Source organism: Anabaena sp. FACHB-83, assembly GCF_014697485.1.
Classification (GTDB): Bacteria; Cyanobacteriota; Cyanobacteriia; order Cyanobacteriales; family Nostocaceae; genus Nostoc_B.
This window is the reverse complement of record NZ_JACJRY010000005.1, coordinates 1-12,537: the sequence shown is the minus strand read 5'-3', so window position 1 is coordinate 12,537 and position 12,537 is coordinate 1. Positions and strand designations below refer to the sequence as shown.

The following is a 12,537-nucleotide window of genomic DNA, read 5'->3' as shown; positions in this document are numbered from 1 at the left end:
TAAAGGAATTAAAACCCTACCTATTTAGAAACCTTATGCAGAAAGGGTTACAGATACCCATTTTCGCGGGGGGTCTAATTTACTTGTCAATAAGCTACATTTATTGAGAATTTAGTCCTAGTAGACCCGTCTCAAAAGCTTATTCAGACAGCTTTTCGCGGGGGTCAACGCAAGAATAAGGGTTGTACGGATCACCTGACCCCCGCGAAAAACTTACGTACACAAAGTAAAAACAAGTACTTTGAGATTCACTTGGAAACGTTAGATTAAGTTTTCAAGGTTCTGTTTGTTATTTTGGATAGTATCACAAAGTACTCGCACTTTTTACAGCATCAAACGCAAACTTAACATAAGTTTTCTCTACTACCACCCCGATTATTAAAGTTAAATGTGGAACAGCTTATTTCTGCCAAATCATTGGGCGATAAACTTCTACCTCCCCTTTCAAGCATGAAATATACTCTCGCACTTGCAACTCAAGAGCGCGACGATATGCTACTTTTTGTCCAGTGTGAGGATGAGTCACTTCTGATTGCAACTTTTCTTCCCAATGCTTTAAAAACTTCTTGAGTGCGTGAGGGTGAAAGTACACTCCTTCTCGTTCATCAGGTAAAGTGAAATCATCAATTGTAAAAACTTCTGAATTGACTAAATAAACCACTAAAGAATCAACCAAGCCAGCCCGCCATTCTTCCATCAAATCAGAAACCAAAGCTGGATGATTATCACGAGGAACGTGTAAATTGCCAAAATGAGTATGTAAGCCTACAGATTGAATAAAAGAATAGACATTTTGGCTTAATAAAGTGTATCCCAAACTGAGCATACTATTAATAGGGTCAGTGGGTGGACGCTTAGTGCGCTTTTCAAATTTAAATGCACCAGAAAATAAACTTCCTAATGCTTGAAAATAAATTGTCGCTGCTTTTCCTTCGTATCCTCGCAGCATATCCATATTTTCTGCAAAAGGTAATTTGCTCATCAAAATATCCAAGTCACTAGATGCTTTTTTGATAATTGTTTCATCAACATTTTTAGATTTTTGACGACGATTTAACCTCATTAATAATATTCGAGAATTATGAATCTTAGCTGTGACAATTGCCTCAGCTTGCTTTCTGGTAAATTCAAGATTTTGACAACGTTCTACTTGCAACATCAAATATTCAACTTTAGCATCACCAGAAACTTGCAACCTGCCAAAATATCTACCCTTCTGCGATAAATACATAATCGGAATCCTTCGCCGCAAGGCCATACTCACCGCACCATGAGATACATTACAACAACCAAACAAAACTACATTACTCACCCGCATTACCGGGACTTTAATGCGTAATTGACCTTGATAAAATACCTGAAACTGCTGATTTTTGACACTTAAATATGCGCCTTGGTCGGTTATATATAAAGTAGTCATAGTATCCTGCCAATAATGAGATAAAGATGCTCTAGGAAAGTTAATTGGCTTGTCGATACTGCAAGCTTTAGGCGGATGAGAAACTGGTTTTATTGGTCTTGGTTTAGTGCGAAAATAAGGCGTACCCGAATCATTAATTACCCATTCACCTTTGAGTATAGGTTCTGGTGGTGGCGGTGCATAAACTTCACCACCAGCAAAGCGATAACCCAAAAAGGTAAACTCATCATCAGGAGTGAAAATCTGTGTCTTCTCTGGTTGGAGAGTTAAATAAACCTCTCCCAACCAAACAGTAATTTTGTCGAGGATGCGGTTTGCTTCTTGCCAACTATTACAAGCAATCACAAAATCATCACCATACCGTACCAAATTAATACCTTGACTGAGACATTTTCTATCAAAATCAGTCAAATATAAATTAGCCAAAGCACCAGAAAGTATCCCTCCTTGTAACACTCCCTTACCAAAGTTACGATATTGCCCAGCAATGATAATTCCTGATTGCAACTGTTGTTCTAGTAACTGTAAGATAATTGGTTCTAGTGATAACTGCTCCAAAAAAGTTAACAACAATGCCCAAGACAGATTGTCAAAAAAATTCGCAATATCAGCCTTAATTATCCATTTCGGTTGATATTGATAGTACCCATATAAATGCTGTACTGCTTGTTGGATATTATGTCCTGGACGATAAGCATAGCTGCAATCTAAAAAGGTATCTTCTAAAGGAAAATACAACTCATCAAGTAGTAATCGCTGGACAATTCTATCCCGCACAGTCGAGATACCAATCAATCGTTTATCACCATTTTTCTTAGGGACATAAAATCCCTTGGCGGGACTGGCTTTGTAAGCTTCATGATTGAGTTGATAGGCAATATTCTGCAATTGTTCGGTAGCCATTGACTCGAATAATTCAACAGAAATCCCATCAACACCCGCAGTCTTACTTCCCGCACGAACTTGCAACCATGCGAAACGCAGATGTTCTAAGGTGAACATGATGAATAAGTTAAAAGTTAAAAGTTAAAAGGCAAAAGCAAGATGTTTTCAAGCCGGAGTTAGATCCCCGACTTCTTGAAGAAGTCGGGGATCTAACTAGGTATTTAAAAGGTGTAAAACTTCTTTTAGTACCTTGAATTTAATTGTTGCAGTGCTATATATGAGTTCGTGTCTGGGTTATTGAGTCTTTTATATGAGTTCGTATATGACTGATGCCAATTCAAAAATTATGACTAAGTTTGTTCAAAAGACGTTGCATAGCAACGTCTCTCAATTGAGATTACTGGATGGAAATTTGACGGCTTAAAATACTCATCACCTCATCTGGATTCCCCGTTGGTTGCAATGGACTCCAATCTCCTACGCTGGCGTAACCAATAACTTGCAAATAGTGAATTGTACTGGTGACGGCTTTGGGAGAACCGATGAGCAAATGTTTAATTGGTTCTCGGTGGGGAAATACTGGTTGGGAAATTTGCTTGGGAGTGGAGAAGTGGAAATTTTGTCTTAAAAACTGGACTAATTGGAATTGGGCGAATTTGAGTAATTGTGCCATCATTATCTGTATGCTCCTTTTGTGAGGGGTATAAAAGCGATCGCTCTCTTCTTTGCCGGAATCAGACGATCGCTTTTACCTTTTGTGGGGTTTAGATAAGGGCGGTTGCTTTGTTCTTGAGGGAAAGAAGCGATCGCCTTTATCATGTCTTTTATATTAAAGTATAAATTTATACCTGTCAATCACTAGTTCCAAAATTTTTATGACTAATTTCTCAATTTTTACAAACACAAATTATCGTGAAATAGCAGTCAACTTTTACCTTTTCACTTTTTACTTTTTACTTGTTATGTCTCGAACTCTGGTAGCATCACCCGAAGGCGTGAAACTGGCAAGAAAAGCCCTAAAAGCTAAAAACTTAACTCAAACAGATTTTGCTGAAGAAGTAAGATTAGGTTATTCAACTGTTAGTAATTTCTTCAACGCTAAACCGATATATCGTACAAACTTTCAAGAAATATGCGTGTTTCTGGGTTTAGATTGGAAAGACATCGCCGTGTTTGGTGATGTAGAAACTGAAGAACTCTCACCCCTCGATAAATTATGGCAACAACTTCAATCATTAGGTTCGCCAACAGAGCAAATGGGGTTAGTTTTAGTCAAAGAAGAAACACTAGGCTGGGGGAAGAAAACCCCAAGCCGATATGAGAAATCGGTAAAACTTGGTAGTTACATTCAAGTAGAGCTAAACTTCTCAACTCCCGGTTATTTGTTACTACTCCAAAAAGATACATCTAATCAAATGTGGTGTTTTTGTCCCTCATGTTTTGCTCAACAGCCACATTTAGATACAGGCAAAACCAGCTTACCGCAACTAGGTTCACCAATAAATGCTTTTCCCGTCGAAGGCACTCCCGGTAAGGAAGAAATTATCGCCATCATTACCAAAGAAGTACCTCAATTAGACTGGTTAACCCAAGATAATGATGAGGTTTTAGAATTAGAGGCTCGTCATTTGACAGAGTTACTAGAATATCTGACCAAACACGGAGAATATCAACTTTGGCATACAGATTATCTGATTACTGCATGATAGAAAAGTTAATGTTTGAAGCTTTCAAAATTTAAAGTATTTTGTTATACTGCCCTTTAAAAGCACAGAACCTTGAAAATTTAATATCAAGTTTCCAACTGAATCTTGAAGTATTGATTTTGACTTTCTTTACATAAGTTTACCTGCGGGGGTCAGGCAATGGCTGAAACCCTGATTCTTTCGTTGACCCCCTCAGATAGCTTACTGTATAAGCTTTTGAGGATAGTCTAATAGTCTGCTATTCTCAATAATATGTGTTTATTGACAGGTAAATTAGACCCCCCTCAGAAATGCCTATCTCTAACCCTCTCTGGCTAAGGCTTCTAAAAGGGTAGGGTTTTCAATTAATTACCCCTCACGGGGATGGAAACTTAATCTCCAAAAAACGAGAAAATGTACATCGTACCAGTTTTCAATTAATTACCCCTCACGGGGATGGAAACAGTACGGAACCTGCATAAAATTTCCGACTATACCGCAAGTTTTCAATTAATTACCCCTCACGGGGATGGAAACTATTTCCTGTGGATTGGCACCACAATATCAGACAGCTGTTTTCAATTAATTACCCCTCACGGGGATGGAAACATTCCCAATAAACTGCCCTTTCTTCGGCTTTTTTTTTCGTTTTCAATTAATTACCCCTCACGGGGATGGAAACAGGAAGCAGCCACTGGTCAATTCCTTTATCCCAGTCAACAGTTTTCAATTAATTACCCCTCACGGGGATGGAAACCGCAATTGCGGCTGGGTTGGGATTGGCGCTGGCGCTGGTTTTCAATTAATTACCCCTCACGGGGATGGAAACAATGCTTCCGCTTTCGCCTCCAAAACCTGTGCGAGCAGTTTTCAATTAATTACCCCTCACGGGGATGGAAACTTGCGTAGAATTACACCTGTTCTTTGAAATATTATTAGTGTTTTCAATTAATTACCCCTCACGGGGATGAGAAATTTTAGATAAAATAAGTAATTAATAAAAGCGAAAAAAACATATAAACATCTGGAACTAGCAGATGAAAAAACTTATAAAACAACTCAATCAACTTAACTTACAAGTTGTCGAATTAGCAGGAAAAGGAAACCTAGAACAAGCTCTAATAGTTGCCCAGCAAGCTGTAAATCTAGGCAAACATCAACAGCTAACAGAAAATCCTGAATATTGTGATAGCTTAAATAACCTCGCCGAATTATATCGGATGCAAGGACATTACTTATTAGCCCAACCGTTATACTTGCAAGCCTTAACCCTCAGAAAAAATCTTCTAGGTTCAGAACATCCTGATGTTGCCCAATCTTTAAATAATCTCGCCGCCTTTTACTATTCCCAAGGTAATTATGTAGAAGCAGAAAAGCTATTTTTATCAGCCCTAGAATTATGGCAAAACATATTTGGTCAAGAACATTTTCAAATTGCGACTAATTTGAATAATCTAGCAGAGATATATCGAGAGCAAGGCAAATATTTTCAATCTGAACAAGTACATTTAGAAGTTTTAGCAATGCGGAAACGCTTGTTTGGTGAGGAACATCCTGATATTGCTCAAACCTTAAATAATTTAGCAGCCATTTACACCACACAAGGACGCTATGCTGATGCAGAAAAAATGCACTTAGAAGCGTTGACCATGAAAAAAAGCTTATTTGGCGATGAACATTTAGAAATTGCGGTTACTTTGAATAATTTAGCTGCATTGTATGACGCGCAAGGGCGTTATTCAGAAGCTGAAATTAAATTTATCGAAATTTTAGAAAAATGGACAAAAATTCTCGGAAATGAACATCCATACATCGCCTCTACTTTAAATAATCTGGCCAGCAATTATCAAGAACAAGGACGCTATCTAGAAGCAGAACAGAAATATCTCGCAGCTTTAGCAATGCGGAAATGCCTGCTAGGAAATCAGCATCCTGATGTGGCTGTGAGTTTGAGTAACTTAGCAGAAGTTTATCTTAGCCAAGGGCGTTATTTAGAAGCTGAAAAACTGTATTTAGAAGCTCATACCATCAGAGAAAAATTGTTTGCTTCTGAACATCCTGATATTGCTGAGACTTTAAGTAGTATTGCTGTTGTTTACACATATCAAGGCCGCTATTTAGCAGCAGAAAAGAAATATTTGCAAGTCTTACCAATGCTAGAAAAATCTCTTGGTAAAGAACATCCAATTATTGCCCAATATTTCTTGAATATAGCAGCACTTTATGAAGAACAAGGACGCTATGCAGAAGCGGAACAGAAATATTTAGCCGCGTTAGAAATCCAAAAAAACACTCTAGGTAACTCACATCCAGAAATTACTAACACGCTCAACCAACTAGCTGTAATTTATCGTCTCCAAGGCAGGTATACAGAAGCCGAAAAACTACATTTAACAGCCTTGGCAATGGCAAAAAGCTTGTTAGGAGAACAACATCCATTTGTGGCTGTGATTTTAAATAACTTAGCAGTATTATATGATGACTTAACTCAATATCGAAAAGCAGAATTATTATTTTTACAAGCTTTAAACATTGTGAAAACTGCTTTTGGGAATCAACACCCGCAAGTAGCCACCACAATGAATAACTTAGCTGTGATTTATGATTTTCAAGGGCGTTATCAAGAAGCAGAACAACTGCATTTAGCAGCATTAAAACTGAGACAGTCATTATTAGGAAAAGAACACCCAAAAGTTTCTATCAGCATTAATAATTTAGCTGAACTCTATTTCTCTCTGGGGCGCTTTGCGGAAGCAGAACAGAAATATATCGAAACTTTGGCGATACGAAAACGCTGGTTAGGAGAAGAACATCCCGATGTTGCATTTAGTATGAATAATCTGGCGACTGTGTTAGCTGCTATCAATCGTCCAGATGAGGCTTTAGATTATCGCATAGCAGCCAGCAAAATAGAAGACAAGATTATTAGTAACATATTTTCGTTTAGTTCCGAAAGCGATCGCCTCTCCTTCCTCGACAAAATCAGAAATAATGTTGATTTATTTCTTTCCTTAGTCTACAAACACCTATCACACTCAGATAACGCCAAACTCGCAGCCTTAGATTTTATTTTAAAACGCAAAGGACTAACAGCATCGGCGCTGGCTGCTCAAAACCAAGCCCTCTACAGTGGACGCTACCCCCAACTCCAAGAACAATTCCGCCAGTTGAGTGATTTAAATACGCGACTGGTACATTTAACCTTCTCTATTCCCCAACCCGACATCAGCGCAACCACAGAAAAAACCACACACCAGTTTAGAACCTATCGAGAAAATATTACTCAACTGCAAGCCCAGTATAATTACTTGCAAAAACAACTAGCATTGCAAGTTCCAGAAATTGGCTTATCTGAGCAAACTTTTGACCGTCAAGCCATAGCCGCAGCTTTACCGCCTGATTCTATTCTGATCGAATTTGTCCGCTTTGATGTATTTGATTTTCAGGCAGTTGCCGCAAACCAAGAAACTCAATGGTATCCGCCGCGCTATTTAGCATTTATTTTGCCAGCCGGACAACCAAACGCAGTGCAGATGCTTGACTTAGGAATAGCCGCAACCATTGATGAAGTAATTCAGGCATTCCGCTTACAAGCCTCTGACTATCACCAGCCAACATTAGCTTTGAGAAAAACCTTCAAAAAACCAAAGCTGCATATTCAATCTTACGATTCCACAGCCGCTATTCAACTAAGTCAACTGCTTTTTGCACCTATCCGTGAGTTTATTAAAAATAGCCGACATCTGATTATCGCACCCGATGGCAACTTAAACTTAGTACCGTTTCAAATTTTGCCTATCAATAGCACTGGTACAAGACTGTTAATGGATGAATACACCATCAGTTATCTCAGTGTCGGCAGAGAAATTCTTCACAGCAAAGTTCCAAAGCCAAAACATTCCATCTCTGCACCGCTAATTATTGCTGATCCTGATTTTGATTTAACAGCAGAGTCCGCTACCCATATAGCTTCCAAGTCCGAAACGCAAATCAAACCACCCATCCCAGAAACAACCTTCCGTCGCGCTGTGGGGACAAGATTTTTGGGTGAAAGTGTGGCGAAAAAGCTTCTAGATGCAAAATTATACTTAGGTGCAGAAGCACTAGAAAGCCGCCTCATCAATAGTGAGTGTCCTAATATCATGCTGATTGCCACTCACGGCCTATTTTTGAGTAGCTCTGAAACAAAACCAAGCGATCGCCAGCGTACTTTTTTGAGTATAGAACGTCTGCGAACCACCAAAACAGAAAACCCGATGATGCGTTCTGGACTGGCTTTAGCAGGTGCTAACACATGGCTATGCGGTGGCACTCTTCCTTCAGACGCAGGTAAAGGTTTTGTGTTTGCCCAAGATATCGCCGGTTTAGATTTGTGGGATAATCAACTGACGGTTCTTTGTGCTTGTGATACTGCCAGAGGCGATATTAAAATCGGTGAAGGGGTGTTTGGTTTGCGTCGGGCTTTTGCTGTAGCAGGTTCACAAACCCTAGTTATGAGCCTATGGCCAGTTCCTGATAGAGTGACGGCTTTCTTGATGGAAAGTTTTTTTGATCATCTACAGTCTGGTGTTGGTCGTGCCGAAGCGTTACATCAAACTCAGAACTATATACGTACAATTACTGTCAAAGAATTACAGCAATCTGCCTTGGGTGTTGAGGCACTCAAAGAAATTTTACAAGTCAATGAATTATCACCAAACACTCAGATTGATTGTCAAGAAAAAGACACACCTTTACAGCATCCTTTTTACTGGGGAGCTTGGATTTGTCAAGGAAACACAGAGCCACTAACAATTAAAGCAATTTTGTCCTGACTGTTCACAAGCACCAATACTCACCCAAGTGGTAGAACCATTTTGCCAGTGTTCTTTTTTCCAAAAGAGTAAGCAATTACATGCTAAAAGTCTAGCAAATCAAAAATTTTGTGTGTATACAACATAACATGTAGGGATGTAGGGGTAAAACAATTGCGATCGCTCTTAGCAAAACAAACCAGTAAAGATATCCTCACTTTTCTCAGGGTAACTGACCAGTTGACAGCTTGAGCAAATAACTAAGACATTTCCCACAAGCATTTTGTACAATCCCCGTTCGGATATCGTAAATGTGCTTCAATGTCATCAGAATTTCAGATAAAGCAGCATTATCGGTGCGATCGCCAACTCCGTTTACTGTAATGTTGACTGATAAGCTCCCAACTTCCATGCCAAGCGATGAATCTGTCATTGTTTGCTCAAAATTATCTGCTAACTCTTCCTCAAACCAAAATAAATCCTCCACTTTACAACCCAGCGCCTTGGCTAAACGCAGAGACATCCCCACAGAAGGAGCGTGTTCGCCTGATTCCACACCACTAATACTCTGACGACTTACGCCAGCCATATCAGCTAAATCTTGCTGACTCATACCCAAGCGAGTTCTAATTGATTTGAGATTGTTGCATAGATTCACATCCATTTTCATGAGGTTTTATCTCTCCGTTGTACCAAGTTAAATTTTGCATTGTGGAATTAAAAATTAACTGTAATCTTGTGAATAAAAATGCCAAAACTTCCACAACTACAGCAAGTAGATGCAAAATTTTTGCTTCATCACAGTCAGATGAAGACTAATTTATTCTAAAAAAGCTATGTATAGAAAAATCAGTCCAGCTTGACATTTAGAAACAGCTTCGCCAAACGAAAAACCGAATTCTTGGACGGCTTTGCTCCTTTTCGATTAACGTTAAGCCGTCACTAATTAATGACTAGGCTGGGCTGATATTCAATTGGCAAGCACATGAGGAGTTGTAATTTGACGGTTGAGATTCCCCTAAATCAAGAATATCATACATCTTGCCAATTTACTTGCGCTAATCAAATTTTTGACAAACAGTATTTGTGATTACAACTAGTTCACACTCAGAAAAAATCAAAGCTCACAATTACACTATGCTTTGATTTTTTGAGTTTTGAAATATCATCAATTCCTCATATAAGGCATTTCTACTCAAGCCAGAAATCAAATAATTTATGTTGTTGATTTTAGATAGAATAGTCTGTCTATTCCTATTAGTAAATATGGGGTTGTTTCAGCTACCTTCTATTAAGGTGAGGCTGAAGGGTTATAAGACTGTAGGTGTTCACAACCCTTACACCCACGCCTCACAGACAATCTTTGTGCGTAAGTCTTAATAAATAAATATACTTATTAAAATTTCAAATTACTGAACTGCTAAAAAAATTTTTCTAGCGCAAGTAAAATTGCAAGATGTATGTTATTCTTGACATATAAGGAATCAAAAGCGTAAAGCAAACAACTCAAGTCTATAACAGGTACGGCATTGTAGTATCTGGTTGATGTAGTAGAGTTCAATCCTGTAAGTTAACTAATTCTTTGATGAACTGATGGTCTAACTCTGCAAGTTTCTGGAGGTATTGTAGAGTTACTAGATCGGTAATAATCTGAAGTATGGGGAAAACTTTGGTCTGCTTGCAGTTCATCAATTCAATTGGAATCAACCGCACTTTTATACAATTACTTCTGCAACCTGTGATGTGTGAAGTGCGGCGAATACAAAGCTGGAAGTTTTTGCTACATAATAACTAGAAATTAATTTGTGTCACCTCTCAAATGTAATATTCCGCCTTGATTGCGTGAGGTTTGATCACAATCAAACCAAGTGTTTGAGAGAATCTGGCTAATAAATTTGATTTGTGGCTACTACGCTGCTTGTTGGTAAGTAAAATGACGCAGATGGAGTTTATATTTTACACTCCATCTGCCCTTTATTTTCTCTAATATTTGGGAATTTGCGATCCTCACAACTTATTCGTTGTGTTTTTTAGCTACATCTAAATCATTAAGTCTTGTGGCAAGTTTAATTGCGACTGGGCTGGTTTTGGCAACTGGAGATAATTGGCGATCGCTATGCTTTTACTATCTTTCATTATTCTAGGGCTGGCTATACTTTTTTGGATGATTGGGTTAATAATCCTTAACCCAATCTGGCAACTACCAATCATATTGTTAGGACTATTATGCTTTTGCATCAGCCTGAAGTTTTCCATTATACCTTTAGAATTACTAGGAATTATTGCCTTAGTAATTACCACGCAAAAAATCAAATCTCTTAATAGTTCTCACTAGTTAATCTCTCTTAGCTTATTTACCTAAATAGCAGTCCTAAATGAATTACAAGCAAATCTACTCCCCACTCCCCGCCTGTACAGATAATCTCAAAAATCAAGCCTGATTACTTTATGCGGTACTAACCTATGGAATCATCTATGCAATTAACTAACAACATAGTTTTGTTTGACGATAACGATCGCCTCCTAGTCAGATTATACGCTGCCAATAGCTTAAAAGGCGTTCTTTCGGAAGTTGCTCAAGCCTTTACCCGAAAATACAAGATTCCGATAAAGCTGGAGTTTGACTATGCAGATGTGCTGCGCGAACGCATCTTAGAAGGTGAAACGGCGGATATCTTTATTGCAGATGATGTTTACAATCCGCGTGTATTAATGCAAGCTAGTAAAAGCAGCCCTGTGGTGAACTTTGTTAGAAATAGAATTTGTGCGATCGTCAAATCTGATCTCACAGTCACTTCAGATAGTTTACTAGATTTGATGTTGTCACCTCAAACTCACTTAGGCATATCAGCACCCAAACCAGACCTTTTTGAAGATTATGCCCAAGCAGTCTTTCACCAAGCGGAAAAACTTCGTGTCGGTAGCTTTGAAAAATTAAATAGTAAAGCTTTACATTTAGTCGGAGGCAGCAATTATCCTATCATCAGCGACAAAAAAAATAAATTTGCCTATTTCATCCAAGAAACACAACAAGTAGACATTTTTTTAAGCTATTACACCGATGCTCGTTTAGCACATTTAGCTGCGCCGAGTTTACAAATAGTAGAATTACCTACAAATTTAGCCGTTCGCGTCAATTATGGCATGACTATTATCAACAATTCATATAGTGCTGCGGTCATTTTAGCTATGTATATACTCTCTCCAGATGGACAAGAAATATTAGCTAAATATGGGTTTGATACATCTTTGATGGGATGAATAAGTAGAGAAAAGAAGGACAAGGGAGATAGAGGTATAACTGAGTAGTAAAATTTGATAATTTATCTTTTTGATCACATTCAATATGTGCGTTGGAGAGATGTTGTGTACAACATCTCTGCTTATCTTTAAAATTCTTATATTATATAAGTTATGTGCAAGATGAATAAATATTTCAGAATAGTAGGTTGGGTGTAGCGATAGCGTAACCCAACAAAGTATGCGTGAATGTTTGGTTATGTTCCTCCAAGCAACCTACACAAATCTTCAGTTTATTAATGATTTTGTTTTGTTACTTATAACTAAAAATCATAAATATTGAAATTATCAATCATCCAGATTCAGAATAATAACTCTTGGTTCTAGAAGATAATAATATCGGCTCTCCCAGAGTAGCTATGCTAGAATAGCAGAAATAAATCCAGTATAATTTATATAGAATTAGCAGTAATTGGTGGCAAAAGTCCAAGCTGTAAAAGAGTTATACAAGTAA

7 protein-coding genes, 2 pseudogenes and 2 CRISPR repeat arrays (1 of these 11 only partly in view) are annotated in these 12,537 nt (G+C 38.2%); of the genes and pseudogenes, 3 read left to right on the top strand and 6 right to left on the bottom strand.

What is annotated here, in order from left to right:
* Positions 1–15: direct repeats of the CRISPR family, unit length 35 nt; it reaches 1,116 nt to the left of the window's first position.
* Between the two features lie 385 nt (positions 16–400).
* From cas1 to H6G79_RS07880, 3 genes are all read right to left on the bottom strand, one after another.
* Entirely contained in the window at positions 401–2,422 is a 2,022-nt protein-coding gene (gene cas1 / locus H6G79_RS07890) for a CRISPR-associated endonuclease Cas1 (RefSeq protein ID WP_190588577.1), read from the bottom strand.
* A gap of 280 nt (positions 2,423–2,702) precedes the next feature.
* Positions 2,703–2,981, bottom strand: coding sequence for a hypothetical protein (locus tag H6G79_RS07885; RefSeq protein ID WP_190588578.1), 279 nt, complete (start codon positions 2,979–2,981; stop codon positions 2,703–2,705).
* Entirely contained in the window at positions 2,981–3,124 is a 144-nt protein-coding gene (locus tag H6G79_RS07880; protein ID WP_190588579.1) for a hypothetical protein, read from the bottom strand. Before H6G79_RS07880 ends, H6G79_RS07885 begins: the two co-directional genes overlap by 1 nt.
* 143 nt (positions 3,125–3,267) lie before the next feature.
* On the opposite strand from H6G79_RS07880, the gene H6G79_RS07875 reads away from it, so the two are divergent.
* Positions 3,268–4,011: a DUF4384 domain-containing protein gene (locus tag H6G79_RS07875; RefSeq protein WP_190588580.1), complete on the top strand. Its 744-nt coding sequence runs from the start codon at positions 3,268–3,270 to the stop codon at positions 4,009–4,011.
* Between the two features lie 336 nt (positions 4,012–4,347).
* Positions 4,348–4,965: direct repeats of the CRISPR family, unit length 35 nt; unit sequence GTTTTCAATTAATTACCCCTCACGGGGATGGAAAC.
* 62 nt (positions 4,966–5,027) lie between these two features.
* Entirely contained in the window at positions 5,028–8,804 is a 3,777-nt protein-coding gene (locus H6G79_RS07870) for a tetratricopeptide repeat protein (protein ID WP_190588581.1), read from the top strand.
* Here H6G79_RS07870 and H6G79_RS36630 read toward each other — a convergent pair.
* The 3 genes and pseudogenes from H6G79_RS36630 to H6G79_RS07860 form a co-directional block, all read right to left on the bottom strand.
* A pseudogene (locus H6G79_RS36630) lies at positions 8,778–8,867 on the bottom strand (molybdenum cofactor biosynthesis protein MoaE); the annotation flags it as partial. The gene H6G79_RS07870 and the pseudogene H6G79_RS36630 sit on opposite strands and share 27 nt — an antisense overlap.
* Positions 8,868–9,231: 364 nt before the next feature.
* Positions 9,232–9,453 (bottom strand): annotated as a pseudogene (locus H6G79_RS36625) (helix-turn-helix transcriptional regulator); the annotation flags it as partial.
* A 1,370-nt stretch (positions 9,454–10,823) separates the two neighbouring features.
* Entirely contained in the window at positions 10,824–11,021 is a 198-nt protein-coding gene (locus tag H6G79_RS07860) for a hypothetical protein (RefSeq protein ID WP_190588583.1), read from the bottom strand.
* A gap of 225 nt (positions 11,022–11,246) precedes the next feature.
* On the opposite strand from H6G79_RS07860, the gene H6G79_RS07855 reads away from it, so the two are divergent.
* A complete protein-coding gene (locus H6G79_RS07855) occupies positions 11,247–12,044 on the top strand; it encodes a molybdate ABC transporter substrate-binding protein (RefSeq protein WP_190588584.1) in 798 nt (265 codons plus the stop codon).
* Positions 12,045–12,537 lie beyond the last annotated feature (493 nt).

What these genes read in the sequence shown, in the direction of transcription:
- cas1 (WP_190588577.1), bottom strand. Translation starts at nt 2,422, where the DNA reads ATGTTCACCTTAGAACATCTGCGTTTCGCATGGTTGCAAGTTCGTGCG.
- H6G79_RS07885 (WP_190588578.1), bottom strand. Translation starts at nt 2,981, where the DNA reads ATGATGGCACAATTACTCAAATTCGCCCAATTCCAATTAGTCCAGTTT.
- H6G79_RS07880 (WP_190588579.1), bottom strand. Translation starts at nt 3,124, where the DNA reads ATGATAAAGGCGATCGCTTCTTTCCCTCAAGAACAAAGCAACCGCCCT.
- H6G79_RS07875 (WP_190588580.1), top strand. Translation starts at nt 3,268, where the DNA reads ATGTCTCGAACTCTGGTAGCATCACCCGAAGGCGTGAAACTGGCAAGA.
- H6G79_RS07870 (WP_190588581.1), top strand. Translation starts at nt 5,028, where the DNA reads ATGAAAAAACTTATAAAACAACTCAATCAACTTAACTTACAAGTTGTC.
- H6G79_RS07860 (WP_190588583.1), bottom strand. Translation starts at nt 11,021, where the DNA reads ATGCAAAAGCATAATAGTCCTAACAATATGATTGGTAGTTGCCAGATT.
- H6G79_RS07855 (WP_190588584.1), top strand. Translation starts at nt 11,247, where the DNA reads ATGGAATCATCTATGCAATTAACTAACAACATAGTTTTGTTTGACGAT.